Origin of the sequence: Sphingomonas sp. PP-F2F-A104-K0414 (assembly GCF_004340945.1) — a bacterium.
GTDB lineage: Bacteria > Pseudomonadota > Alphaproteobacteria > Sphingomonadales > Sphingomonadaceae > Sphingomonas.
In genome coordinates this window covers 472,778-498,605 of the sequence record NZ_SLYD01000005.1, presented here as the reverse complement: position 1 = coordinate 498,605, position 25,828 = coordinate 472,778, and the positions used below count along the sequence as shown (strand labels likewise).

General features: G+C 64.3%; 19 protein-coding genes and 1 pseudogene. 14 read left to right on the top strand and 6 right to left on the bottom strand.

Annotated features, from left to right (window positions below; all coding sequences use genetic code 11):
- Positions 1-16 precede the first annotated feature (16 nt).
- Entirely contained in the window at positions 17-2,572 is a 2,556-nt protein-coding gene (locus tag C8J46_RS14855) for a TonB-dependent receptor (protein ID WP_132740661.1), read from the bottom strand.
- Between the two features lie 285 nt (positions 2,573-2,857).
- On the opposite strand from C8J46_RS14855, the gene C8J46_RS14850 reads away from it, so the two are divergent.
- The gene (locus C8J46_RS14850; protein ID WP_207894187.1) at positions 2,858-4,006 is read left to right on the top strand and encodes an ABC transporter ATP-binding protein; all 1,149 of its coding nucleotides are present in this window, start codon (positions 2,858-2,860) and stop codon (positions 4,004-4,006) included.
- Here C8J46_RS14850 and C8J46_RS14845 read toward each other — a convergent pair.
- From C8J46_RS14845 to C8J46_RS14835, 3 genes are read right to left on the bottom strand one after another with little or no spacing between them, the layout of a single operon-like run.
- The gene (locus tag C8J46_RS14845) at positions 3,967-4,815 is read right to left on the bottom strand and encodes a carbohydrate ABC transporter permease (RefSeq protein ID WP_243643413.1); all 849 of its coding nucleotides are present in this window, start codon (positions 4,813-4,815) and stop codon (positions 3,967-3,969) included. The two genes, C8J46_RS14850 and C8J46_RS14845, sit on opposite strands and share 40 nt — an antisense overlap.
- Positions 4,806-5,687 (bottom strand): sugar ABC transporter permease, encoded by an 882-nt coding sequence (locus tag C8J46_RS14840; RefSeq protein WP_132740658.1) that lies wholly within the window; start codon positions 5,685-5,687, stop codon positions 4,806-4,808. The genes C8J46_RS14845 and C8J46_RS14840 overlap by 10 nt, the downstream gene beginning before the upstream one ends.
- Complete coding sequence (locus tag C8J46_RS14835) at positions 5,684-6,961, bottom strand: extracellular solute-binding protein (protein WP_165886563.1); 1,278 nt, start codon at positions 6,959-6,961, stop codon at positions 5,684-5,686. The genes C8J46_RS14840 and C8J46_RS14835 overlap by 4 nt, the downstream gene beginning before the upstream one ends.
- A gap of 175 nt (positions 6,962-7,136) precedes the next feature.
- On the opposite strand from C8J46_RS14835, the gene C8J46_RS14830 reads away from it, so the two are divergent.
- Both C8J46_RS14830 and C8J46_RS14825 read left to right on the top strand, forming a co-directional pair.
- Positions 7,137-10,043 carry a TonB-dependent receptor gene (locus C8J46_RS14830; protein WP_132740652.1) on the top strand — a complete coding sequence of 969 codons (2,907 nt, stop codon included), beginning with the start codon at positions 7,137-7,139 and terminating at the stop codon, positions 10,041-10,043.
- A 72-nt stretch (positions 10,044-10,115) separates the two neighbouring features.
- Positions 10,116-10,550, top strand: coding sequence for an acyltransferase (locus C8J46_RS14825; protein ID WP_207894186.1), 435 nt, complete (start codon positions 10,116-10,118; stop codon positions 10,548-10,550).
- 204 nt (positions 10,551-10,754) lie between these two features.
- Here C8J46_RS14825 and C8J46_RS14820 read toward each other — a convergent pair whose 3' ends face one another.
- Complete coding sequence (locus tag C8J46_RS14820) at positions 10,755-13,361, bottom strand: HWE histidine kinase domain-containing protein (protein ID WP_132740649.1); 2,607 nt, start codon at positions 13,359-13,361, stop codon at positions 10,755-10,757.
- 446 nt (positions 13,362-13,807) lie between these two features.
- Between C8J46_RS14820 and C8J46_RS14815 the strand changes: the two genes are divergently transcribed.
- A complete protein-coding gene (locus tag C8J46_RS14815) occupies positions 13,808-14,380 on the top strand; it encodes an RNA polymerase sigma factor (protein WP_132740646.1) in 573 nt (190 codons plus the stop codon).
- Positions 14,381-15,339: 959 nt separating this feature from the next.
- On the opposite strand, the pseudogene C8J46_RS21225 reads toward C8J46_RS14815, so the two are convergent.
- A pseudogene (locus tag C8J46_RS21225) lies at positions 15,340-15,597 on the bottom strand (efflux RND transporter permease subunit); the annotation flags it as partial.
- Between the two features lie 828 nt (positions 15,598-16,425).
- Between C8J46_RS21225 and C8J46_RS14795 the strand changes: the two are divergent.
- From C8J46_RS14795 to C8J46_RS14750, 10 genes are all read left to right on the top strand, one after another.
- Positions 16,426-17,934, top strand: coding sequence for an EAL domain-containing protein (locus tag C8J46_RS14795; RefSeq protein ID WP_165886562.1), 1,509 nt, complete (start codon positions 16,426-16,428; stop codon positions 17,932-17,934).
- On the top strand, positions 17,931-18,671 hold the full coding sequence (locus C8J46_RS14790) for a LysM peptidoglycan-binding domain-containing protein (RefSeq protein WP_132740640.1): 741 nt from the start codon (positions 17,931-17,933) through the stop codon (positions 18,669-18,671). Before C8J46_RS14795 ends, C8J46_RS14790 begins: the two co-directional genes overlap by 4 nt.
- Complete coding sequence (locus C8J46_RS14785) at positions 18,671-20,347, top strand: serine/threonine-protein kinase (RefSeq protein ID WP_243643412.1); 1,677 nt, start codon at positions 18,671-18,673, stop codon at positions 20,345-20,347. The genes C8J46_RS14790 and C8J46_RS14785 overlap by 1 nt, the downstream gene beginning before the upstream one ends.
- 11 nt (positions 20,348-20,358) lie before the next feature.
- Entirely contained in the window at positions 20,359-21,369 is a 1,011-nt protein-coding gene (locus C8J46_RS14780) for a type VI secretion system-associated FHA domain protein (protein ID WP_132740637.1), read from the top strand.
- A 95-nt stretch (positions 21,370-21,464) separates the two neighbouring features.
- Complete coding sequence (locus C8J46_RS14775) at positions 21,465-22,121, top strand: protein phosphatase 2C domain-containing protein (RefSeq protein ID WP_243643411.1); 657 nt, start codon at positions 21,465-21,467, stop codon at positions 22,119-22,121.
- 93 nt (positions 22,122-22,214) lie between these two features.
- Positions 22,215-22,433, top strand: coding sequence for a hypothetical protein (locus C8J46_RS14770; protein WP_132740634.1), 219 nt, complete (start codon positions 22,215-22,217; stop codon positions 22,431-22,433).
- A complete protein-coding gene (locus C8J46_RS14765; RefSeq protein ID WP_132740631.1) occupies positions 22,430-22,690 on the top strand; it encodes a hypothetical protein in 261 nt (86 codons plus the stop codon). Before C8J46_RS14770 ends, C8J46_RS14765 begins: the two co-directional genes overlap by 4 nt.
- Positions 22,687-23,673, top strand: coding sequence for a CHC2 zinc finger domain-containing protein (locus C8J46_RS14760; protein WP_243643410.1), 987 nt, complete (start codon positions 22,687-22,689; stop codon positions 23,671-23,673). The genes C8J46_RS14765 and C8J46_RS14760 overlap by 4 nt, the downstream gene beginning before the upstream one ends.
- A 155-nt stretch (positions 23,674-23,828) precedes the next feature.
- Positions 23,829-25,226 carry a DUF3987 domain-containing protein gene (locus C8J46_RS14755; protein ID WP_243643409.1) on the top strand — a complete coding sequence of 466 codons (1,398 nt, stop codon included), beginning with the start codon at positions 23,829-23,831 and terminating at the stop codon, positions 25,224-25,226.
- On the top strand, positions 25,210-25,665 hold the full coding sequence (locus C8J46_RS14750) for a hypothetical protein (protein ID WP_132740628.1): 456 nt from the start codon (positions 25,210-25,212) through the stop codon (positions 25,663-25,665). Before C8J46_RS14755 ends, C8J46_RS14750 begins: the two co-directional genes overlap by 17 nt.
- The last annotated feature ends 163 nt before the right edge of the window (positions 25,666-25,828 follow it).

Below are 25,828 nucleotides of genomic sequence, written 5' to 3'. Positions count from 1 at the left end.
TCACATCGTCAGTCGATCAGAACTTCAGCGTCACTGATCCGCCATAGGTCGTGCCGACAATGCCGCGGGCATAGAAATAGCCATCGGTTACCGCCTGTGTCTGGCCCTGGCGCGGATTACCCTCGGTCAAGCCAACGACATTGAAGATGTTGTCGGCGTTGAAGTTCGCCTGGATTCGGTCGTTGACGTTGATCGTGATCCCCGCACTGGTCACGCCGTAGCTGGGCAGCGCGACCCCGTTGCCGGCATCGGCGAAGATGCGCCCGATATATTTATAGCGACCGTACACTTCGCCCAGGCCACCTGGCAGCTTGATCGCCGGCGTGATCGTGAAGAGCTTGGCGGGCGTCCGTTCGGGTCGGTTGCCTTCGTACTGCGCACCTTGGCTGACGCCGTCGATCTCCAGGTTGAGCAGCTTGGGTTGCTGGAACACGCCCTGGAAATCCACGGAGAACCACGTGATCGGACGGATGTTCAGATCCACCTCGACGCCGCGGGTGCGCAGGTCGGCGTTGATGTTCTGCTGTTGCGACGGGTTGGCCGGGTTGACAAAATTGTAGTTCTGGTTCTTGAAGTTGGTCTGAAACACAGTCGCCGAGCCGCTGATGAAGCGCTGGTATTGATAGCGGACACCAGCCTCGTACAGCTCGATCGTCGTGATAGGATCGGTGTTGTTGGTCTGGAAACCGTTCGCATAGCGCGCGTAGATCGCGAGGTTAGGCGTGAACTGATAGTTCGCGCCGGCGGTGTACGCGGCCTTCGACTGCGTCCGCTGCGTCCGTGCGAAGGTCCCGTCGAAGGTCGATCCGACCGTGCGGATGAGGCCGGGCACGTTCGGCTGCACCGGCTGGTTCACCGTCGCGGCCTGACCGTCCAGGAACGTCGCGGAGTCGCGCTCCCAGCGGATTCCGCCGTCGAGATGGAGGTCGCCGATCGACAGCTCGTCATTGGCATACAGCGAGACGGTGGAGTCCTTGCGCGTGCGGATGCCAGCGCCCCAGTCGCCATACGAAACCAGGCCGTTATCGGACAGCGTGCCGACGACGCCGTTTGCCGCGTTCAGCGCGACGATGTCGTAAATGTCGCTGTTCGACCGAACGTCGTTGACGACGCTCGCCGTCGCCGACTGGTCCTGCTCGCGTGTCACGTCGTAATACATCGCGCCGACGGTCAGTGAGTTCTTGAACCCGCCGCTCTCATATTCCCACGTGCCGCCGCCGTTTAGACCGAAATCCTTGCCGTCGATGTAATCGTGGTTGAGCGTCGTGCGCTGGAGGAAGCCATTGCCGTTCAGCGCATTCAGGTCCGCGACTTGGTTGCTGCCCAGCACTGTGCCGGTCCGCAGGTTGCGGATGCCGAACCGCGTCGCGGCCGGAAACGCCGTTCGACCCGCAGTCAACAGGTCGTTGATCGGCGAACCGGCGCCGGGCGTTAGATAATTGACCGCACTCGTAAGGCCGGCGTTGCCGGTACCCGAGCCAGGGAACAGGCCGTTGAAGTCGTATGAGTATTTCAGGTAGCGACTGTGCAGGAACAGGTTGACGCTGTCGCTGACCGGGGTCTCCATGTCGATCCGGAACTGCGCCGTCTTCGCCTTGATGCCATCCTGATACCGGAATTCGCGGAAGCCGCTTGGATGCGCGAAGGTCGAGACGGGGACCTGGATGCTCTTGAACGCATCACCGCCGACATTGCCGAACTGGGTGCTGAGGCTCGGGATACCGCTCGGCTCGCCATCGATGAAGCGGTACGGCTGATCCGCGTAATAGGCATTCTCGATATCGCCGCCCTTGGCGGAGATACGGATATAGCCACCGGCCTCGGGGCGATATTCCAGCGCGCCCTTGATGCGCCAGCCGCGATAGTCGAACGGGTTGTCGCGCACGCCGGGGCTCGACTGGAAATAGCCGCCGACGTTGAACGCCAGCTTGTCGGTGATCGGCGACGACAGATACACTTCGCCGCGCTTCTGTCCGTAATTGTAATAGCTACCGCGCGCCATCGCTTCGGTACGCGTGAAGTTCGGCGTCTTCGAAATGAAGTTGATCGTCGCGCCGGCACCGTTGACGGTCAGTACACCCGACGAGCCGCCCTTCACCGCTTCGAGGCGATCAATCGTCAGGTCCTGGTCGAAGAAGAAGTCGGCACCGCCCCCGCTGTACAGGATCGGCATGCCGTCCTCTTCCAACTGGATGAAGCGCTGGCCGCCACCTTGCAGGCCGCGCACCGAATAATTGTTCGATACGGCGCCCGCGGTCGACTCGACGAAGATGCCGGGGATCAGTTCAAGCATGTCCGCAGTCGATCGCGGAGCCTTGCGGTCGATATCGGCGCGCGAGGCGAGCGTGATGTCGGCAGAAGCGGTGATCAGCGGACGGTTACGCGTGGTCTGACCGGTGACGACGATATCCGGGGTAGTCGAGTCGTCGGCAGCCGTAGCAGTCTGGGCCGGGTTTTGCGCACTGGTCGCGGCCGCTGACGCGGTCGGTTCTGCGGTCTGCGCGTAAGCCGGCAGCGACACGGTCGCGCAACCAGCCAAAAGGAACACGCGAAGCGCGCGTCGATCAGTCATCATAGCTCTCCCAACGGCCAGCTTTTCTAATGAAGCCAGTGGGATACCCTGTAATCCCCGCGCCGGTTCGCGCCAATCACCGAAGTGAGACTTGAGGTAGATTAAGTTGCAAGTGTGTCGAATCGGTCGCACTCGCCGGCGCATCGAGGCCAATCTGTAAACTCAGGAAGCATCTGCATCCGCTCCGGGCAGCGCTAGAACGGATCGTTCCTGGCAAAACACCGGTTGTGAATCGTGTCGTTCGTCGTTTGCGTCACGCGGTCGCTGCTTTGCACGCTACCGTTCATGCCGCTACCCAAGGCGGCATGGGTAAAGGGGCATGCGGTGGCGAGCGTTGAAATCTGGGGACTTTCCAAGCGTTTCGGTGACACGACCGTGCTCCAGTCGACCGACCTGGCGATCGAGGAGGGCGAGTTCGTCGTGCTCGTCGGGCCATCTGGGTGTGGCAAGTCGACGCTGCTGCGGATGATCGCCGGGCTCGAGGTGCCGAGCGCGGGGCGGGTGGTGATCGGCGGGCGCGACGTGACTGATGCGGCGCCATCGGACCGCGGGCTGGCGATGGTGTTCCAGTCCTACGCGCTTTATCCGCATCTCACGGTCGCGGAGAACATCGCGTTTCCGTTGAAGGTCGCAAAGGTCGCCAAGCGAGAGATTGCCGAGCGGGTTGCGGAGGTTGCGGCTATGCTCGATCTTTCGGAGCTGCTCGACCGGCGGCCGCGTGCGTTGTCGGGTGGGCAGCGCCAGCGGGTGTCGATCGCTCGCGCGGTGGTGCGGCGGCCGAAGGTGCTGCTGCTCGACGAGCCGTTGTCAAACCTCGACGCCAATCTTCGCGCGCGGATGCGGCACGAGTTCGCGCGGCTGCATCAGCAGCTTGGCGCGACGATGATCTATGTCACGCACGATCAGCTGGAGGCGATGACGCTCGCCAATCGCATCGTCGTGATGAGCGAGGGGCGTGTCGAGCAGGTCGGGCCGCCGATTGAGGTGTATCGGCGACCGGCAAGTCTTGCCGTTGCGGCGGCGATCGGCTCGCCGGGGATGAACCTGCTCGCGGCGACGATCGCGTCGGTCGACGCCGACGGCGCCACGGTAAGACTGGCAGGCGGTGAGACGGTGAGGACCGGCGCGATCGTCCCGAAGGGTGCGGTCGGCGCGGCGGTTACACTCGGCGTCCGGCCCGAACACCTGCACGTCGATGATGCAGGACCGTTCGTTGGCGCGGTCGAATTGTTCGAGCGGCTCGGGCCGCTGTCGTTCGCGCATCTCGGCGCCCGTGGCGCGGCGGATACGATCGTCGCGCAGTTGCCGGGCGATCAGGCGGTCACGCTTGGGGAGGTCCTCCGCGTAGGCGTTGCCCCCGAGAACGCGCATGTGTTCGGCGCCGATGGTCGCGCCTATCCCTTCACGCTGCCGCCGAGCAGTCCGGTCAAATAGTAACGCTGCATCGCGAGGAAGAGCAGCAGCACCGGCATCGTTGTGACCACGGCCGCGGCCATCATCAGCTCGCCGTCCGCCGAATGCTCGCGCGCGATCGCCGCGACCGCGACCGGCAGCGTGTAGAGATGCTGGTCGGCCAGCACGATCAGCGGCCAGAGGAAGTCGTTCCACGAGCCGAGGAACATGAAGAGCGCCAGCGTGACCACGATCGGGGTGAGGAGGGGGAGGACGATGGTCACGAAGATCCGCGCCTCGCTCGCGCCGTCGATCCGCGCCGCGTCGATCATCTCGTCCGGAATCGCCAGCGTCGCCTGCCGCACGAACAGGATCGCGAAAATCCCCGCAAGGCTCGGCAGGATCACGCCGGCATAGGTGTTTACCAGCCCGAGTTGCTTGAAGATCAGGAACAGCGGCAGCATCGCGACCTGACCGGGCACGACCAGCGACGCGATCAGGATCTTCAACAGCCGCTCTCGCCCGCGGAACCGCAGCTTGGCGAACGCATACCCCGCCGGCACCGTCAGCAGCAGCCCGAGCAGCGTCGAGATCGCGGCGACCGCGATGCTGTTGAACAATGCGGGGACGATCCGGTAATCGAACCACGCCCCGTCGATCAGCCGCCGGACGAGCAGTTCGTGGTAATTCTCCAGCGACCAGTGCGACGGCCACAGCGGCGTCGGCAGGTTGCTTGACTGGCCGCGCGGCATGAACGACACGATCACCATGTAGAGCAGAGGGGCGATCGTCAGCGCGGTCAGGGTCGCAACCGCCACATTGGCGAGGACCGCGCGCGGTTTCACAGCCATTCGTAGCGCCTCCCGATCCGCGTCTGGACCATCGTCAGCGCGAGGATCATCAGGAACAGCACGAACGCGACCGCGCTCGCCTGCCCCAGGTTCCACCATTTGAAGCCTTCGTCGAACATGAAATACAGGATCGTTGTGGTGCTCTGCGCCGGCCCGCCAAGCGTCATCACATAGGGTTCGGCGAAGATCTGGAGGAAGCCCGCGACGCTCATCACCGCGGCGAGCAACAGTGTCGGGCCGATCGCGGGGAGGGTGACGTGGCGGAAGCGGCCCCAGCGGCCGGCGCCGTCGAGCCGTGCGGCCTCCATCAGGTCCTGCGGCACCGCGGACAGCGCGGCGGTGAAGACGATCATGTTGTAGCCGAAGATCTTCCACGTCACGAAGATCAGGATTGCCGGGATCGAGGTGTGCGGGTTGCCCAGCCAGTCGACCGGCGCCGCCCCGATCGTCGCCAGCGCGCGGTTGATGAGCCCCGAGCGTTCGTTGAACAGGAACCTCCACACCACCGCGGTCGCGACGATGCTGGTGACGTAGGGCGCGAACAACAGCACGCGCCAGAGCGGCTTCCATCGGACCGTCGCGTCGTTGAGCAGCAGCGCGACGGCGAGCGATGTACCGATCGCCATCGGTACGCCGAGCACCGCGAACAGCGCAGTATTGCCGATCGTGCGCCAGAACAGCGGTGTCGAGAACAGGTCGACGAAATTGCCGAGCCCGACGAAGCGCAGGTTCGCCCAGTCGGCGAGCGCGTAGATCGAGTAATCGGTGACCGACAACGCCATCGCCAGCGCGGTCGGCAGGACGAACACCAGCGCAATGATCGCGAGGACGGGGGCGGAGAATAGCCAGGCGGCACGTTCCTGACGGGTCATGCGAGCGTCCCCGCCTCTACCAGCGCGCGGCGCTTGGCGAGCAACTGGTCGACGCGCGTGTCGAGCCCGGTCAGCGCCTGCGGGATCGTCTGGACGCCCCGCACGACGCGCTCGGCGGCGAACTGTATCTCGAGCTTGATCCGTTCCCACTCGATGACCTTCGGCGCGGCGGTGGGGAAGCGCATCTGCTCCTTGAACGGCGCGAGTATCGGTGCGCGCAGCTGCGGCGACGACCACGCGCTCAGGCGGGCCGGGAGATTGCCGATCAGGCGCTGGTAGCGGAGTTCGCTTGCCGGCGAACTGAGATGGCGGACCAGTGCCCACGCCTCGGCCGGGCGCGGCGTCGAGGCGGAAACGCATAGGCTGGTACTCAGTCCCGATACCGCGCCGAGCCCATGCGGACCGGCGAGCCGCGCCGTACCCCAACGCTCGGCGGGGATCTCCGCGGCACGCCGATGGAGGTCGAGCAACGTCGTCGGCCCGGTTGGCCAGATCGCGAAATAGCCTTGCGCAAAGGCCGCGACCGGGTCCTGAATCTCGGTGGAGAGCGCTTTTGGCGCGAGCCCTTCGGCGAAGAGCCGCACGTAGTAGGCGAACGCGGCCCGTGCTTCCGGGATCTGGAAATTGCCGCGCGTATCGTGGTCGCGGAGCATCGTCGCGCCGGTCTGGCCAAGCATCGTGATGAGCGTGTCTGGCCAGTTGAGCAGGAGCATGAATACGAAGTCGTCGGGTCGCTGTCGCTTGATTGCATGGCCCATGCGGAGCCAGCCGTCCCAGTCTTCAGCAGGCGCGGAATAGCCTGCCCTCGTGAGAATATCCCGGCGGTAGAACTGCGCTTGAGGCGCGACCGACCAAGGCACCGCGAAGTCGCGTCCCTGCACATGCGTTGCATCGAGCACGCCGGGAAACATGTCGGCGACCAGAGCGGGCGACGGGACTGGGGCGATCGCGCCGATCGTCGCGAACTCCTGCACCCAGCCGTTATACAGCATCAGCACGTCGGGCATCGCGCCGCCGGCCTGCGCGGTCAGTAGCTTCTCGTGGCTGGCGGTCGCCGGCAAGGATTGAACGTCGACCGCGATCCCCGTCGCGGCGGTGAAGGCGGGCATCAGCATCGGCGAATAGTCGCCCTCGTAGCTCATCGCCCAGAACTTCAACGGTTCGGCGCCGCGCGTGCCGGCACAGGCCACCAGGCCGAGCGTCGGCAGGAGTCCCAATACGTCCCTCCGCGTCCAGTCCTGCGCCTGCTCCCCCATCGTCGGATCGTGGCGCATCGCAGCGTTCCGCGCCACCCCCTGCATAAGGCGATAACCGCCGAAATATTGCGCCAGGTTAATGCCTTGGCAGCGTTTGCAAAGTCGATGACCTTGCTCCGCAGCCGACGATGCGCCTAAGCCGAGTGCAACGAACGCCGGCGGGGGCCAACGCCGGCGAACAGGGAGAGAAGTCATGCGTATCCTTCGCCGCCGTCATCTGCTGTCTGGCGTCGCCCTGCTTGTCGCGACTTCTGCTCAAGCGCAGGTCATCCCTCAGACTACCAGTACGCCGACCTCCGATACGCCCGCGCCCGCCGCCGTCGATCCGGCCCCGGATCCGGCAAGTGAGATCGTCGTCACCGGGTCACGCATTGCGCGCCCGGACTACGAGGCGCCCAACCCGATCGTCTCCTTCAGCGCCGCCGACCTCCAGAAGTCGGGCAACACCAACGTCACCACCTTCCTCCAGCGCGTGCCGGCGCTCACCAACTCGCGCGACAGCACGCGGACAGCCGGCAATTCCCAGGCCGACGGCAGCTTCGGGCAGGTCGGGCTCAACCTGCTCGACCTGCGCGGTCTGGGGCCCAACCGGACGCTGGTGCTCGTCAATGGCCGCCGCCATGTCGCCGGCCAGCCCGACACCGCTGCCGTGGACATCAACGCGATCCCGACCGACCTGATCGAGCGCGTCGACGTGCTCACCGGCGCGGCGTCCGCGGTGTATGGTGCGGACGGCGTCTCTGGCGTCGTCAATTTCGTCCTGAAGCGCGATTTCGACGGCGTCGCCGCCCGCAGCCAGTTCGGCATCTCCGAGCGCGGCGACGCCGCCAACCGCTTCGCCTCGCTGATCGCAGGCCGCAACTTCGCCGACGGTCGCGGCAACCTGACGCTTGCCTATGAGTATAATGCCGACCAGCCGCTCGCGAACGACGACCGCCGGTATCTCGCCCAGGGCGACCGCCAGTATTTCGTCAACCTCGACAATTACGACCCGACGCGCGCCGGCAGCTACAAGATCGGACCGGTCGGCGACCTGCGCTATCCGTACAGCTCGAACCAGGGCATCGTGTATATCGGCGACCAGACATTCCGCGGCGACGGCGCGCTCTACACGCCCGGCCGATTCCTGCAGAACGACGGCTACTCGGTCGGCGGCGACGACACGCCGGTCGCGGGCTATATCGGCGATATCTTCCCGCGCACCCGCCGCCATGCGGTCAACGCGCTGACGCACTACGACGCGTCGGACGCGTTCAAGATCAGCCTGGAGGGCAAGTTCGTCCAGTCGACCGTGACAAGCTTCGGCGGTTATGGCGGCAATTATCCGGCGACCATCGCGCTCGACAACCCCTACATCCCGACCAGCATCCTCGCCGCGGCGACCGCCGCCGGACTTGGCTCGGTCGACGTCAACCGCAACAATTTCGACATCCCGCGGCGTGGCGAGGAAGACCGCCGACGCACATATCGCGGCGTCATCGACGTCACCGGCCGCATCTCGGAGCATGCCAGCTACGACGTGTCCTATACCTATGGCCAGACCGACGTCCGCGCGACCAAGCTCAACGACCGCCTGAACGATCGCTTCCTGAACGCGCTCGATGCGGTGCGCGCGCCGGGGGGAACGATCGTCTGCCGTTCGGCCGAGGCCCGCGCGGCCGGCTGCGTCCCGGTCAACACGTTCGGCGGCAACACCGTGAACCCGGCCTCGTTCGGCTATTTCCTTAGCAACCCGGCCAGCAATGCGCGACTGACTCAGCACGTCGCTAACGCCTCGCTGAACGGCGACTTCGGACAGTTTTTTACACTGCCCGGCGGCCCGGTCGCATTTGCTGTCGGTGGCGAATATCGCCGCGAGTCTAGCAGCTTCCGTCCGGCGCAGGCGATCACCGACAATCTTTTCTACCAGTTTGACGAATACATCCTGCCGACCCCGTCGAGCGGCCATTTCGATGTCTGGGAAGCATTCGGCGAGCTGAACGCGCCGCTTCTGAAGGACGTGCCGTTCGCCAGCCTGCTCTCGATCGGTGCCGCCGGACGCTATTCGGACTATTCGACGGTCGGCTCGACCCGAGCCTATCAGTTCAACGGCATCTACGCGCCGATCCGCGAGATCAGCTTCCGCGGCTCCTACGGCCGCTCGGTCCGCGCGCCCAACATCGGCGAGATCTTCCGCCCGCAGACCGGCAGCAGCAACTTCTTCTCCGATCCCTGCTACCTCGGCAACCGCACGCTCGGCACGCAGTTCCGCACCGCGAACTGCCAGACGCTGATCACCGGGGCAGGGGGCAATCCCGCCACCTTCACCGCGCAGAACAACCCGAACGCCACGATCTTCATTCCCGGCACGCAGCAGGGCAATCCGGACCTGCGCGCCGAAGTCGCTCGCACCTGGACGGCGGGGGTCGTGGTGCGGCCAATCTCGGGGCTGTCGATCGGGCTCGACTGGTACGATATCCGGTTGCGCGACGCGATCAACACGCCCGATGCGAACACGATCGCGTCGCTGTGCGTCGACCAGCCGACGCTCGACAACGCCTATTGCAACGCGATCAGCCGTGAGCGCGGCACTGGGTTCATCAACGGCTATGTCGTCCAGCCGCAGAACGTCGCGGCGTTCCGCACCGCCGGCGCCGAACTCAACATCGCCTATCGTTTCCGGACGGCGCGAATGGGGGCGTTCGATATCCGGTTGATAGGCGGCTATCTCGACAAGCTCGAACAGGTCGCCACGCCCGGCGCCACTACCGAGGACAATGTCGACCAGCCGTTCCGCCCGAAATATACCTTCACCTTCTCGCCGAGCTGGACCGCGGGGGCGCTGACCCTGAGCTACAATCTGCGCTGGCAGGACGGCGTCCGTCGTTTCGCCAAGGCCGATACCGACGCGAACCCCAGCCTCGTCGATCCGCGCTATTTCCGGTACAAGGAGCTGTGGCAGCACGACGTGCAGGCCGAGGTCGCGGTCGACGCGCGGTTCTCGTTCTACGGCGGCGTCAACAACCTCGCCGACCAGAAGCCCGATATCGGTTTCGAGACCAACGTGCCGATCTCGCCGGTCGGTCGGTATTTCTACGCGGGGGCGAAGGTCCGGTACTGAGACGCTTGGGAGTTGACCGCGGGGGACGTCTCGACGACGGACGGCGGATTGCAGAACTGAGAAAAGACGCCCGTGCTGACCGAAGACATGCTGCGCCTCATCACGATGGAAGAAGGCGCGTTTATCGATCCGAGCTGTACGGTCATCGATCCGCATCGTCTGACGCTGCGCAAGGGTGTGTTCGTCGGCCCGGAAGGACTGATCGACGCCGGCGGTGGCGTCGAGATCGGCGAAGCGGTGCGAATCAGCTACCGGTGCACGATCATCTCGCTGACCCACCACATCACGCGCTCAGTCTGGCGGCGAGGCGTCGACGGAGATCGACTCCGACCCGTTCTCATCGAACGTGGCTGCTGGATAGGCGCCAACGTCACGCTTTATCCGGGCGTCATTGTACGAGAGGGGTGCGTGATAAATGCAGGATCGGTAGTTGCAAAATCTACCGAGGCGCACGGGCTGTACTGTCCGCCCTACGCTGCTCGGACCAAGGACCTTGAGTTCGACTGATTGTTGAAATCTAAGCCGGCTATCTGCTTTCCAGCACGCTTCAAGCTGTGAAGACATGCGATCCGGACCGCCGAGAAATGGCGATCAGCCGAATGATTTGATGCCTGGAGTTGGGAAGCGTGGGAAGGGGCGTGAATGGCCGACTATGGGTCGGAGCGATTGCCTGTCGTTTCTACAATTGGTTCGGCTATCGCATTGCCGATATCAATCGCTTGCAGACATCAGCGCACCGATCGATGTTTTCGAATACGGCTTGGTCGCGACCGGGACTTGACGGTGCTCAATGGGGAAATCGATCGCGTCGCCATAACCGGACGCAAAAATGAAGGGGACGTCGAGTTGACGCAAGCGTTCGGCAATCGGCCAACTCGTCTCGGTGCCAAGGTTGATGTCGAGAAGCGCGAAGCCCGGGGTTTCCGATTCCAACAGGCGCAAAGCCTCCTCCACGGTGCTCGCCACCAGCACGCTCTGGGCGCCCAAGTCGATCAATAGCTGTTCCGCCTCAAGGGCGATGATGATGTTGTCCTCAACCAGCAGCGCGACGCCCGTGATCCAGGACTGCGCGACCTTCTCTCGCACGCTGATGGGTACGGTAGGTGGCGTATCGTCGCCCTCCCGGATGAGAGTCGCAGGGACGACGAAACGCGCGCGCAGTCCGGGCGTCGCGTAGTCGAGGCTCGCTTCCCCGCCAAGTTCGTGTGGGATCGACCGCTCGATAATCGTCGATCCAAAACCGCGCCTCGTTGGCGCCGCGACATCGTTGCCGCCATTTTCGGTCCAACGGAGGACGAGATCGCCCTCTGGCAGGAGATTCCAGGCGATCGTGACATTGCCCTTGGCACAGGCAAGTGCGCCGTGCTTGGCAGCGTTGGTCATGAGTTCGTGAATGACGAGCGCGACGGTCGAGAAGGCTTGCGGCTGCAGCAGCGTCGGAGGTCCGTCGAATGATATTCGTGCGGCGTCGTCGCCGAGGAACGCGCCTGCCTCGGTCGCGATCAGCGCCGCTAGCGAGCCTGGCCCCCAGTTCTTGGCGGTAATCTGGTCATGGGCACGCGCCAACGCATGAATGCGGTCGCCCAGTACCGAGGTGAAGGTATCGACGTCCTGCGCACTGAGCCGGCTTTGCGCCACCAGACCACGGATCAGCCCGAGGATGTTGCGAACGCGGTGGTTGAGTTCTGCTATAAGCAATTCCTGCTTCTGGGTCGTCGCCCGACCTTCCGTTGCCGACATGCCCGCATTTTGCAGGACGATCTCGAGCAGGGTAACGCGCATCATCTCCGCAGCCGCAAGTTCGGCCGTCGTCCAGATCATCGACTTGCCGCGGACGATCTCGCGCCATGCGGTAAAGCTCTTGCGGGGCGATATGCGCGGTCCGTCCGGACCGACTTCGTGCAGTTTGTCTGGGCGGCCGGCCCATGTGACGGCATGCGCCGTCTCGTGCCGGAAAAAGACCAGATAATCCTTTGTTATGCGAGAGATGGGAAGGACGAGGATCCCGGCCCCGCGGTCGACGAAATCTCGTGCCGGCGGATACATGCGTCCCAGTTCCGCGGTGGCAAATATCCGATCGGCAGCGTGTTCGTCCAGGAAAGGACGCAGGTTCTCACACTCCGGAACGGTAGGCGTGTCGCCTTTCAAGGTCACCACCCCATCGACATAGATCGCGAACCCGTCACACGGGATGAGGTTAGCTACATCGGCTGCGAGATGCGCGACGGTACGCTTCGTTGCTCCGCGCTCGACCACTGCTGCGATCAACTGCCGGCGAAGATCTCGCGTGTGCACTTCATAAGATTCGATCTCGGCGCGCTCGCGCTTTTCGATCAGCAGCGACAGGACTTCGCCAAAGAGTTCGGCAGTAGTCCGCTGCTCGAACCCGACGTGGCGCCGGCCGCGATGGTGACACGAGATCAGTCCCCATAGCGCTCCGTCGCGCACTAGCGACACGGTCATCGTCGCGCCCACGCCCATGTTCTGTAGAAATTCGACGTGCATCGCGGAATGCGTGCGCAGCGTGCTCATGGACAGGTCGATCGGTCCCGTTGCAGCACCATCCAGGGCAAAGATCGGACTGGGTTCGGCGTCGACCTCGACCAGGATCCGGACGGGATTGCGCACCAGCAACGCGCGCGCCTGTTTCGGAATATCGCTGGCGGGATAGCGCAGTCCCAGGAATGGCTCGAGCCCGCTGCGTGCGCGCTCTGCCACCACTTCGCCCGATCCGTCTGGATGGAACCGATAGATCATCACGCGATCAAAACCGGTCAGGGCCTGCATGAGCCGCGCCGCTTCGGGAAGAAAATCGGCCTTCGCCTTGATGCGCGCGAGCATCGAGCGGACCATTGCCCCGGCGTTCAGATCGATCGGTGTAGCGCTGGGCTCGGCCTCGACGATGATCAGGTCCTGAGATAGGTGGACCGCGAGATCATAGCATCGACCGCCGTCTAGAAGCTGAACGCTAAAGCATCGCTCGACGCCGTCCGGCGAGATCAAGATCGACAACCGGTTGCGGATAGCGTGGACCGCTTCGTGCCGGATGACGTCCTGCAATCGGGCACCGAGCACTGAATTTAGGGGCAGACCGAGAAAATGATCGACGTTCGCGGATACGTGCGAAATCGTCCAGTCGCCTGATATGCCCAGCAGAAATCCAAATGACTGGATCGAATTGATGTGCTGGATTTGCTCTCGATCGCAGCTGGTAAGATCAGCGGCATTTGCCGCAGGAGGTGCAAAATCGAGATTGGACACGTGAGCTCCCCAAACACCAATATTCGAGGAAAGCGCTGCATCGGCGAACAGCTCCAACGTACTGCACTACAAAGGTTAAGCACGCTATTTTAATCGACGGTATGATTTAAAATCGAGGGGCTACCCGAAGAATGAGCGGCTACCTGAAAGGCGGTGCTATCGACAAATGTCGCTGACCGGAAAGCTGGCTGGACTTGGCTCTCAAGCTGGGAAAATTAGGCTCGTCTGCTCAAAGGTACTTCCAAGGTGAACCTGCCGATCGAGCGGCGGGAGCCTAAAGTCGCGCTGCTTCCGTTGGTGGGCCCAAAGCTGAACGCACGTCCGAAGTCTGGATGAGCTTCGGACCGTTTCGATGTCTGCTACTGGGTCGTTTTACGGGGGGCGAGCATACAGCCGCAGGGCATTAGCAGAGGGCTGCGTTCGAATGCCACGTTTCAATGACACTGTCCCCGTCGTGTAAGAATACCGGGCTAGGCGGCTCAGCATGGCTTTTGGAGCATGTGTTGAGCTGGCTGCGTGACATCGACCGCTGGTTTCTCGCCGAGGTGCTGCCGCATGCGCCGGCCTATCGTGCGAAGGCGGCGTATCTGTGCGGCCGCGACAATGCCGAGGATCTGGTCCAGGATGCCTATGCGCGGGTCCTGAAGACGCCAGATTACCGCGCGATCGTCACGCCACGCGGCTTCGTTTTGACGATCGTGCACAATCTGGCGCTCGAACGATTGCGTCGCGCGAACGTGGTGCGGATCGACGCGTTCGCGTCGCTCGATCTCCTGGGTGTCGCGGACCCGGCGCCCGATGCGTTTGCGGTGGCGTCGGGGCGATCCGAGTTGCAGCGCCTGCTCGACCTGATCGACGCGCTGCCTGCGCAATGCTCGCGCGTCCTGCGCATGCGGAAGGTCGAGGGGATGCCGCCGGGCGCCATCGCCGAAGCGCTTTGCATATCGGTCTCGACCGTGGAAAAGCATATCGCTAAGGGGCTGGCGCTCATCACGAGAGCCCGGCGCGATAGCGAAGCGCAGGCGGAGGAAGCGTGCCAGGCCGTTCCGACATTCCGCAGCGTCATGCCGACCTGACCGACGAGGCTGCCGGCTGGCTGGCCGCGCTCGACGCGGGATCGGCGGATGTCGCGGCATTCGAGGCGTGGCGGGACTCCGATATCCGCCATGCCGTGGCCTTTGCCGAGGTCGCCGGGACTTGGCGCGATCTCGACGGACTGCGCGGCACACGGGGCGAGGCGAGGGCTTCGCCTGAAGCGCAGCCTGCGTCGAAAACCATGGCGCGGCCGAACCGGCGCCAGCTCCTGCGTGCTGCCGGCTCGATCGTCGGTGTCGCAGCAGTTGGCGGGGGTATCGCCTACCGCGCTGCGGCGCGCGATATGGCCGAGACCCGGGTCGGTCAGCGGATGGCGGTCGCGGTGACGCCCGGCATAGCGCTCGACCTCAATACCAATAGCCGGGTGTATTGGCGGACGGGTGCGCCTGTACAGGTTCGACAACATCCGCGATTTCGCGCTGGCCGAGCAACTCGCCACGATCGTCCAGAACGGCGGCACCCCGCCGGCACCGTTCGCGGCCGCCGACGACACGATCTACCAGGGCGGCGGCGTACGGCGCGATCTGCTGGCGTACGAGAAGCTCGACTATGCGCTCGGGGCCCGGCTGAGCGGTTTCACGACCGGCTACATCCATCTCGACAAGGGGATCGGCACCTATGCGAGCCCCTACGACGCGACGCCCGCGGCGTTCGGCGGCTCGCCCGTCTCGGTGTCCGCGCTCCGCTACGCGATCAACCGGAAAGGGGTGATCTCGCGGCTCAAGTTCGCCGCCGGCGACCACAAGATCGAGGGTGGGATCTGGTACGAACGCAATGCCTTCGATCAGGGTTCGTATCTCTACGGCCTGCAAAAGGGCGTCGCGCCAAGCGAGTTCCAGCAATTCTACACCAACCCGTTCAAGACCAATTTCTACAACGAATACGTCACGAACACCGTCCAGCTCGACATCAGCGACACGTGGCAGGCGACCGACGCGCTGCGGCTCTCCGTCTCGTCGACCGGCCTGCTCAGCGCTATCGCGATCGCGGCCGGCACGAACGTCATCGACAGGACGAAGGCGAAGACCAGTGCGATGATGACGGTCAATGCCATCGGTTCGAACATCTTGCCCTCGACGCCGGTGAACGTCAGCAGCGGGGCGTAGACGAGGATGATGATCGCCTGGCCATAGACCGAGGGGCGGATCATCTCGCGCGCCGATGCGGCGACCAAATCCAGCCTGTCCCGCAGCGGCAGCGGTCCGTCCCCGTACGGGAATTTTCTAGCTCGGCCTGCGTCCGGGCGTCGAGCATTATCTTCCGGATGGACCCTCAGCATGGGCTGAGCAGCCTGTCGTCGATGCCAAACTGAACTCGCATCGTTACCTCATGTCGGCACGAGGGCGTGGACTTTATAGCGTCTTTTACGTCGAACGCTCATGGGCGCCGCTAGGCTGTGCGCCAGCGACTGAGAACCAGCAAGTTAAGGTGGCTGCATGTCCCCGCAACCATCTTCTACAATAGCCCCGCCCACAAAGCGGGGCTTTGTTGTGTCTGCGCTACACGCACCGTTCGCAAAATTCAGTATGCGTACAGATCGCCGCGCAGCTAGCGTTTCCGGCGTTCGCCGCCCCCTCAGCGACGGCACTCTCTCAGGTGGGCAAACAAACTTCACTTCCCTGAACGGAGTCTGCGCTCAGACCTTGATTGGACCGGTCGAGGTGGTCGATGCTCATTCCGCAGCGTGGCTGAATGCATGGCTTCTGCCGATCGCAATGGGCGAACTTGGTTCGTGGCTTTCCCCAGGATCTATACTGACAGTCGGGGCCACGCGACGTCTCGAATTGGACGGGCGGCCGGAGACGATCACGTCGGCGTAGAAATCCCTAACGATGGTCCGAGGATCGATGCGATGGCCTTGCCATAAATCATCCTGGATTAACCGAACCGTATCATTCTGGTCGTTATTCAAACCGTTATGGCAATGTCCGTGACTTTTCAGCGACCCTCGCTCTGGCGATTCGGGTTCGCATGCGTGGCGATTGTCAGCCTTGTTTGCTGGACGCTTCGTGCCGGTCTCGCTCCCGTGGGTGTGATTCTCGGTGGTGCCGCGATCCTTGTCCTGGATCGCCTCTTTGCGCATTGGAGCTGGTCTGCGCGGCTGGCGCAACGGCTCGGTGACCTGGCGGAAACGAGCGATGGGGGCTCGCTAGATGCGCGCGTAACCCGAAGTCTCGCGACGATCGCCGATAAGCTGCACGCAGTTGGGCATCGGACCGAGCACCGGCATGGCGTGACCGGATTGCCCACCCGCGAGCCCTTGATCTGCCGGATGAACGCGGACGGACACGGCGTACTCGGTGTCGTCGGGCTCATGGATTTCGATCGACTATGTGCGTTCGATCCGGCACTCGGCGAACGCGTCTTGCTCGCGGTCGTCGATCGCCTGACCCGCATGTTGCCCGCCGACCGGCTGGTTGCGCATGTCGATCGCGCTAGCCTCGCAATCTGGTTCGGGGCGGAAGTGGCCGAGGAGGCCGCACGGACCGAACTCGACGTACTCGGTTATGCCTTAAGCGGCGTCGTGATCGATGGTGATCGCGAGATTCTACCCGAGGTTCGTATCCGGCAGGCGACGATGCCAGCAAACGGTCAATCGCAAGCGTTGTTATCGCGAACGCTGGCGTCGCTGGCATTGCAACCGGGTACGACCGCCGCGGTCGTCGAGCCTGCCGTCGATCCGGTCTCGGTAGCGCGAGAGCGCTATGCGCTCGAACAGGATCTGCGTCAGGCGGTGACGCGCGGCGAGTTCGAAATGCGCTATCAGCCGCTGATCGACGCGGGCGAGGGCCGGGTCGCAGGCGCAGAATCGCTGATCCGCTGGTTTCATCCGACACGCGGCCAGATACCGCCATCGCGCTTTGTCCCGGTGATGGAGGCGATGGGTCTAGCCCATGAAATTGGCATGTGGACGCTGAACGCCGCCGCACGCGAAGCGCGGGCATGGCAGGCACAGGCGCTAAGCTCGCTGCGCGTCGCGGTAAACGTGTCGGGCCACCAACTCGATCGTGACGACATGGCCGCGCTCGTCGCGCGGACGTTGGCGCGACATTCGCTGGGCGCAGAGGCGCTGGAAATCGAACTGACCGAAAGCGTTGCGATGAGTGACGGGACGCGTGCGGCGCGGCTGTTCGATGCGCTGCGAAAGACCGGCGTGCGGATTGCCATCGACGATTTCGGTACAGGCTATTCGAGCTTCAGTACGTTGCGGACGCTTGCGTTCGACAAGATCAAGATCGACCGCGAGTTCGTGACGAACGTCGACACGCGACGCGATAGCCAGGCGATCTGCCAAAGCATCGTCGCGCTGGGCCGAGGGCTCGGTATCCGCGTCCTTGCCGAAGGGGTCGAACGGCGTGCCGAGTATGAATGGCTGTTGCGGCACGGGTGCAGCCATTTCCAGGGCTATTATTTCTCGCCACCGCTAACCGGCGCGGATTTCGTCGCGTTTGCGCGCGACACCACCGGTCTCGCCAAGTTGCTGGCCATCCAACCGCGTATCCAAAGTCGGATCACCGAAAGGCTTACCGCATGACTCCCTCCTTCCGCACCACGACACGCGTTGGAGCGCTGATACTGACTCTGGCGATAGCGGCCTGTTCGCATGGACCCAAGGCCGGGCCGCAGCTCGCGCCGATCGCAGCACCCACACCGGCGAACGAGATCGAAACGATCCTGTCTCTGCTCGATCTGGGCGAGGTGGGCTCTGCGAAGAAGCGCATTGCCGCAATACTGAAGAACGATCCGATGAACCCGTCGGCCCAAGTGCTGCGCGCCTCGATCGATGAGGACCCTAAGGCGCTGCTTGGGCCGACGAGCTTCGCCTATGTCACGCAGGCAGGCGACACGATGTCGGGGCTGGCACAGCGTTTCCTGGGCAACCGCCTGAAGTCGTATCAGCTGGCGCGCTACAATGGGATTGCCAAGCCCGCCGACCTTACCGCCGGACAGACGTTGCGCATTCCGGGCGTGCTGCCACGCGCCCAAATGCCCAAGCGGGTCGAACCACGGTCCGCGACGCCTGCTGCATCGAAAGCTAGGTCCGCCGCACCGAAGCCTGTATCGGTCGCCAAACCGTCCCCCGTGGTGGTTAATCCGGGCGCGGCACGGCAGGCACGCGTGGCGGGGCTCGCGGCGCTCAACGCAGGCAATGTCGCCCGTGCGGTAGGTCTGCTGCACCGCGCCGCCGCGCTCGATCCGCGGAACCCGGTGATCTCGCGCGACCTCGCGCGCGCCGAGCGGATCGCTGCTACCGTCAAGGCGCGCAAATGATGACCGAGATGCTGGGACGCTACCGGATTGACGGACGGCTGGGCGAGGGCGCGATGGCGGATGTCTATCGTGCCTTTGATCCGGGGATCGGCCGGACCGTCGCGATCAAGGTGCTGAAACCCGACTATGGCCGCGATCCTGAACTCGGCGAACGCTTTCTGCGCGAAGCGCGCGCGGCAGGCGCCCTGAACCATCCGAACATCGCCACGATCTACGATGTCGGCGAAGCGCAGGGCGTCGCCTATATCGCCATGGAGTTGATCGAGGGACAACCGCTCGACACGCTTCTCCAAGAGCAGGGTCGTCTGCCCTATGAGCGGGTGCTGGCACTGGGGCAGCAACTCGCCTCGGCACTCGATTATGCACATAAGGCAGGGGTCGTTCACCGCGACGTCAAGCCATCGAACATCCTATTGTCGGCGGACGGCCGCACCGCAAAGCTGCTCGATTTCGGTGTCGCGCGGATCGGCGAGATCGACGTGTCGGGAGCGGAGGGCCGGCTCGCGCGGACGCAGGTCGGGCAGATGATCGGTACGCCGCGGTATATGAGTCCCGAGCAGGCGCTTGGCATCCCGGTCGATCGACGCTCCGACCTCTTCTCGCTCGGTGTGGTGCTGTACGAGATGGTGACGGGCAAAGTCGCTTTCCCGGGCATGGGGCTGGCGACGCTTGCCATTCAAATCTCACAGGAACGCGTCGAGCCGATCGCACGCTCGGTTGCCGATTGCCCACCTGGCCTGCGGTTCGTCATCGACAAGTTGCTCGCGAAGAAACCCGATCAGCGTTTTGCCGATGGCGACGCGGTGTATCAGGCACTGACCCGCGAGATTGCGGCAACCGGCGAAGCGTCGACGGGGCGGCGTGGCCTGCCGTTGAAGATCAAGCTGCCGCTGGCGCTCGTCACCGTTACGGCGATCGCACTGGTCGCGAGCGTGTCGTCGATTCTCGCGCGCGAACAGCGAACGCTTGAAAATATGGCGATTGTTTCGGGCGGCTCGATTGCCGCCTTCGTTACCAGCAACACCGCGGTGTTGGCGGCCGACAATGCAGGCCTGGCGCCCGAGCAGCAGGACTGGACCGCGCTGCAGGCGTTCGTCGCATCGGCGTCGCGCGATCAGGAGATCCGCGACCTGGTGGTCGCGGATACTGGCGGGATCGTGCGCGCCGCCGAGAACGTCAAGCTGATCGGTACACGCTATCGCGCGCCCGCGGGCGAGGCCGCGATCAGCGGGGATGCGGGCGTCACGGCCGCACCGGATCGTGGAACGGGTGCCGGGCTGCGTTTCGTCCGACCGATCCGCTATGCCGGTGCCCGGTTCGGCACGGTCGATCTGGTGCTACGCCGCGCCGCGCTCGACGCGGCGATCGACAATGCAAGAATGCTGCTGATGGTGCTGTCGCTTGTCATCATGGGCGTTGTGCTGGTGATCGGCTATCTCAGCGGCGCGATGGTCGCGCGGCCATTGGCACGATTGCGGAAAGCGCTCGACGAAGCCGCAAAGTCCGATTTTGGCCTGCGCATCTCGCATCGCCGCCGCGACGAATTCGGCGCGGCGTTCGATGCCTTCAACCGTGCCGCCGCCGCGGTCGAACCGCATCTGGCTGGCACGGGCGCGCAGGCCGACAGCGCCATGCGTGCCACGCGTGTGGCGCCGTCTCCCCGTCTGGCTGCCTGAGGATCGTCTCTATGTACATGTTGCAGCTATTCGACACCGACGACGTGATCCAGCCCCTCGACGTGCGGCTGATCAGGGAGGGCCTGTTGACGATAGGGCGGGATGCCGATGCCGACTGGCCGATTGCCGATCCCGATTGTGCCTTGTCGCGCGCGCATTGCGAACTGAGCGTCGATCGCGATGGCCTGACGCTGCGCGCGCTGGGGGCGAACGGGGTGTTCGACGCCGATACGGGCGAGCGTTTTCCGCAGGCGATCGACGTGCTGCTGCCGGTGCCGAGCGCGCTCCGGCTTGGGCGGTTCAAGATGGTCGCCACGCATGCACCGCACGGCGACATCGAGGTCGATGGCGCGCTGACCATGGTGCTGACGCCGCCGCTCGGCTCTTCCGTCGATGTGCCAAGCGACTGGGTCGATGCCAGCACGCCGCACGTTGCCGGCGAGGGATCGCTGCTCGAGGCGTTCTGCGAAGGCGCCGGGCTCGACTGTTCGCTGTTGTCTGCCGAGGAGCCGACCGAGATCATGCGACGGGCGGGGGCGGTGTATCGACAGATGGTGCTGGGCATTGGTGATCTGATGGCCGAGCGCGACCATGCGCGCGGGCGCTATCAGCTGACCCGTACGACCATCAGCGGCGCGGACAATAATCCGTTCAAATGGGCACCGACGCAGCGACTGGCGATAGACCTGCTGCTCGCGGAGTCGACGGGGTTCTTATCGGGACCCGCAGCGCTCAAGGCCTCGTTTCGCGATGTGAAGCGGCATCTCGTCGCAACCTTTGCGGGCTTGCAGGGCAGCCTTCGCGCGGCGATCGGAAGTTTTGCGCCTGCGGTGCTCGACGCAGCGGTGGCAGACCGCGTTACGATGCTGAAGAGCCGTGCGGGCTTGCAGATGGCGGAGGTGGCTGAGCGTCACGCCGATTTGACGCGACAGATCGCGGAGGCCGCGCCGGGGTCGCTCGATCGCGCCTTCGCGGTGGCCTACGACGCCACCGACTCTGCGATGGCGCGTGACAGCGTATGAATCTCGGCGGTCTGCTGCGCCGCAAGGTGCGTATGGTCCCGGGCAGGGTCTGTCCCGCCGGTTTTCGATCGGAGGGGCGGACGCACGTTGGGCGCGTGCGGGCGGTTAACGAGGATCGGCTCCTCGACCGTGCCGACCGGGGCCTCTGGGCGGTTGCCGACGGTATGGGCGGACATAGCGGAGGAGCAGCGGCAGCGACGACCGTCGTCCAGGTGCTCGATGCGCTGGCGGACGATCCTCGACCGATCGACGATGCCCGTTTGCGCGACGCGCTCGCACGCGCCAACCGCGCGATTCATCAAGACGGCAGCGCCGACGCGACCAGCGGTGCGACGGTGGTGGTCGCGCTGACCATGGGACCGACCGCGGTGATCTGCTGGGCTGGCGACAGTCGCGCCTATCGCATTCGCGGCGGACGCGCCGAGCAACTGACGCGGGACCATAGCGTCGTGCAGGAGATGATCGATGCAGGCGTACTGAGCGCGGCCGCGGCGGAGCGGCATCCGCAGGCGAATGTCGTGACGCGCGCGCTCGGTGTTGCGCCGACGGTCATCGTTGACAGCGTGCGGGTCGCGCTGGAACCAGGCGATCGCTTGTTGCTGTGCTCCGACGGCGTGTCCCGGTCGGTCGACCCCCGCGATTTCGTCACCATGCCGGACTCGATAAGCGACAGTGCCGACCGGTTCCTCGCAAACGCCCTGCAACGCGATGGAGGTGACAATGCAACCTTGGTCGTGGTCGCTGTTTCGTGACCTGAGTGCTGGACATGGTCCGCTCCGCCGCGGCATCCATAGCGATCCTCGACTGCGGGAGGTTCGCTCGCTCGCGACCTGATCGCTTCGGGATTGGCGGCAACATGGCCCCAGTGGACCGGCTCTGGCCTCACGGTCGACGAGACCTGCGCGCGTGCCGACTATCGGCGGTATAGCCTGCAACCTCGCTTCACGGCGCTGAAGGACCGCGGCGCAATCCGCGACACCGGCCTGCGCCGCAAGAACGAGTCCGGCCGTAACGCGATCGTATGGCGCGCTTGCCACCATGACCGACGGGAGGCGCAGGCATGAGCGCCCCCGACAGGCGCAACCTGTGCGTCGTCTTGCAACAGGTCGACCGGTCAAACTGGTGCGTCGTTCGCCGTAAGCTGGTTGACGGAAAGCTGACGTTCGCCAGCCGGATCGCCACGGCTCGGCCCTTCAAGCCAGCATGTGCGCTCGCGTTGGCGGCGGCGGAAGCTGAAGGTCTGCGCCTTGTTTTCGGTGAGACGGGCAAACCGCCGCGCAAGTTCGATCCTCAAAACGACACGAGGGAGCCGCGTCCATGACCACCCATATGGACAACGCGGCTTTTGCCGCGACCGTGCAGCACGTCCGCGACCGCTTCCCTGTGTCGGGGGTGGCGAGCAAGGCAGGCGTGAAGCTCTCGCGCGCTGGCCGGGAGTGGAAAGGGTGCTGCCCGTTCCACCCGGACAAGTCACCTTCGTTCACAATCTACGCGGACGATCGGCGGTTTCAGTGTTTCGGATGCGGGTTGCAGGGCGATGTAATCGACTTCGTTATGCGCGCGTACAACGTGAAGACTCGAGCCGCGATCGGGATGCTAGACGGTGGCGCGCTGCGCGAGCTGGAGCAGCAGCGTGCACCCGCCAAGCCTAAGCAGGACATGCGCCCGGTGGCGCAGCGGATCGTTGCCGCCTCGGTGCCGATCGAGGGGACGCCCGCCGCTACCTACTTGCGCCGGCGTGGTATCACGATGGGTTTACCGCATACGCTGCGGTTCGCTCGTCTCGCCCCTCCCCAGATAAAGGGGAACGGCCTGCTGGAAGCGAATGGCCCGGGTCTGTTGCCTGCGCTGGTCGCGATCGTCACGGACGCGGTCGGGGATCTTGTCGCGCTGCAACGCACCTATTTGACCGAGGGCGGGCGCAAGGCAGCGACGAAGCCAACCGACACCGATCGTAAGCCCAAGGTGAAATACAGCCTCGGCAACGTCATCGGCGGTTCCGTCCAGCTCGGACCACCGTCGGCGAGCATTCTCATCTGCGAGGGTTTGGAAGATGGACTGACGTTGGCCCAGGGCCTTGGCAGATCGGTCTGGGTCGCGGCTGGTACGTCGATGATGCCCGCCATGATCTTCCCGTCGGTCGTGCGCTCGGTCGTGATCGGGGCGGACGGCAACGCACCGGGGGAGGTGGCGGCGCAGAAAGCGGCCGCAGCTTACACAGCCTCGGGTCTGTCGGTACGCATCATGCGCCCGACGCCGCCCTTCGTGGACTTCAACGCCGAGTTGATGGGGGTGAGCTCATGAACGCCGGTCTAGCTGCGCGGTTCGACGCCGCGGAAGTGTTCGAGGATGCCTCGGACTATATGGGGCGCGGGTCGCAGTCGGCTCCGGTCTGGTCAAAGCCGGATATGACGGTGCTGGCCGGTGGCCGCACGGCTCCGCCCGGTATGCCGACTGGAATGTTCGGCGACCTCTGGCCGCTTGTGCGCGATCTGGCGGCGGGTGCGGGTGCGCCCGCTGAGTACGTGGCCGTAAGTATTATCGCCGTTGCGGCCTCGCTGATCGGTGCCAAGCGGTCGGTGCAGCCGTTCGCGACCGCGCCCCAGTGGCGTGAACCGTGCGTGTTATGGATTGCGCCGGTTGGTGATCCGTCCTCGAACAAGTCGCCCGCGATTGATGCCGCTACGGGGCCGCTCAAGGGCATGGAGAAGGAACTAGCGGAGCAGTTCAAGGCTGGGTTGATCGGGTGGCAGACAACCGCTGAGCGCTCGAAGGCTGAGAAGGCTGCGTGGCTTGCCGACGTTAAGACGGCGACCAAGGAAGGTGTGGCAACCCCGTCGATGCCAGACGCAGCGGTCGAGCCGGACGAGCCCCAGAGGCCGCGCCTCACCGTGCAGGACGGCACGCCAGAGGCGGTGATGGAGATACTGTCGGGCAACCCCAACGGCATCTTGCATTTGCGCGACGAGTTGGCCGGGTGGCTTATGAGTTTCGAGCGCTATTCGCCTGGAGGCCGGGAGTTTTGGCTAGAGGCGTTCGGCGGTCGCCATTTCACTGTCGACCGCAAGAGCCTCAAGGCCCCGCTGTTCATTGAGTTTAACGGCGTCACGGTGCTTGGGGGGATCCAGCCCGAGAAGCTATCCCAATGCCTGCTCAAGTCCGCCGACGACGGCCTAGTCGCTCGCTTCCTGTGGGCGTGGCCCGATCCGATCCGCTACCAACGCCCGACTGGCGTTGCCGACGTAGCATTGCTCGAACGGGTCTATCGGCGGTTGCTCGGGCTCCAGCCCGCTCGCGACGAGGAAGGGAAGGCATCGGCCGTAGTCCTCATGCTCAACGACGCAGCGGGCGCAATCTTCGAAGAGTGGATCCGGGACAACGATGCGGTGATCCGTGAGGCGGCGGGACTGTATAAAGGGTTCCTCGGCAAGCTGCGCGGTATGGTCCTGCGGCTGGCGCTGGTGGTCGAGCTTATCGGCTGGGCGGCAAGCGATCGGCGCGAGCCTGCTTGCATCAGTGCTGAAACGCTTACGGCGGTGTTGGGCTTCATTGACGACTATGCCAAGCCGTCTGCGGTCCGTGTGTTCGGTGACGCCGCCTTACCTCTGAGCGAGCGTAACGCGGCGGCTCTGGCCCGTCATATCCTGAAGACGAAGACGCAACGCATCAACCTGCGCGACGTGCGCCGGGAAAGCGGTATCGCAACGTTGAAGATCGCGGCCGATGTCGAGGCGGCGACTGAAGCCCTGGTGGAAGCGGGGTGGCTTCGCGGCGTCGGGGAGCGCGCCGGGGATACGGCGGGCAAGCCGCGCAAGGATTACCTCGTCAATCCGATGGTGCATGATGGGTTGGCGTGAAGTCGCGGCGACGGTGATGGCGGAGGGTGTCGCGCCCTCTCCTTGCCCGACTGTCGAGAACTTCGGGCTACCCGATTACCTGGCGAACGCTCTGCGCCGGCTGGAGCGGTTGTCTCCCCCTCGCAAGCTGGAGCGCGCCGCTAACTGGCAAGGTGTGGTTGCGGACGCCATGACGATCGCGCGGGATCGGTGGGCCGCTAAGGCCCTCGCGCTCGGGTGGACGGCTGGCGACCTGTTCGGGGTGGGGCCGCTTGACGATTGGGACTTTCAGGGGCTGGCGGTCTGGCTCGACGGGCGCCGGATTGTCTTGCTCGATGACAAGCGGGCGATAGCTGCTGACGCCTCGGGCGCGGCGCGCTCGTCGTTCGAGCGCGGGGGGCCTCGGCACGGTACGCAACCAACGATCGAGCCGGTAATGCTGTGGGAGTTTGGTCGGTAACCGCGCTCGATTGTTTCCGTCGGCACTATTGTTAACAACGCCCTTGGCTCGAGTAAGCCGCACAAAGCGTTCTTATGCCGATCCGGGATCCTATTTGCGTCCATTTTGAACGCGTATTTATCGTTGACCCTGAAAGACTTGCGCGACAGGCTTCGAACACCGG

What these genes read in the sequence shown, in the direction of transcription:
- C8J46_RS14855 (WP_132740661.1), bottom strand. Translation starts at nt 2,572, where the DNA reads ATGACTGATCGACGCGCGCTTCGCGTGTTCCTTTTGGCTGGTTGCGCG.
- C8J46_RS14850 (WP_207894187.1), top strand. Translation starts at nt 2,858, where the DNA reads ATGCCGCTACCCAAGGCGGCATGGGTAAAGGGGCATGCGGTGGCGAGC.
- C8J46_RS14845 (WP_243643413.1), bottom strand. Translation starts at nt 4,815, where the DNA reads ATGGCTGTGAAACCGCGCGCGGTCCTCGCCAATGTGGCGGTTGCGACC.
- C8J46_RS14840 (WP_132740658.1), bottom strand. Translation starts at nt 5,687, where the DNA reads ATGACCCGTCAGGAACGTGCCGCCTGGCTATTCTCCGCCCCCGTCCTC.
- C8J46_RS14835 (WP_165886563.1), bottom strand. Translation starts at nt 6,961, where the DNA reads ATGCGCCACGATCCGACGATGGGGGAGCAGGCGCAGGACTGGACGCGG.
- C8J46_RS14830 (WP_132740652.1), top strand. Translation starts at nt 7,137, where the DNA reads ATGCGTATCCTTCGCCGCCGTCATCTGCTGTCTGGCGTCGCCCTGCTT.
- C8J46_RS14790 (WP_132740640.1), top strand. Translation starts at nt 17,931, where the DNA reads ATGACTCCCTCCTTCCGCACCACGACACGCGTTGGAGCGCTGATACTG.
- C8J46_RS14785 (WP_243643412.1), top strand. Translation starts at nt 18,671, where the DNA reads ATGACCGAGATGCTGGGACGCTACCGGATTGACGGACGGCTGGGCGAG.
- C8J46_RS14780 (WP_132740637.1), top strand. Translation starts at nt 20,359, where the DNA reads ATGTACATGTTGCAGCTATTCGACACCGACGACGTGATCCAGCCCCTC.
- C8J46_RS14765 (WP_132740631.1), top strand. Translation starts at nt 22,430, where the DNA reads ATGAGCGCCCCCGACAGGCGCAACCTGTGCGTCGTCTTGCAACAGGTC.
- C8J46_RS14760 (WP_243643410.1), top strand. Translation starts at nt 22,687, where the DNA reads ATGACCACCCATATGGACAACGCGGCTTTTGCCGCGACCGTGCAGCAC.
- C8J46_RS14755 (WP_243643409.1), top strand. Translation starts at nt 23,829, where the DNA reads ATGTTCGGCGACCTCTGGCCGCTTGTGCGCGATCTGGCGGCGGGTGCG.
- C8J46_RS14750 (WP_132740628.1), top strand. Translation starts at nt 25,210, where the DNA reads ATGATGGGTTGGCGTGAAGTCGCGGCGACGGTGATGGCGGAGGGTGTC.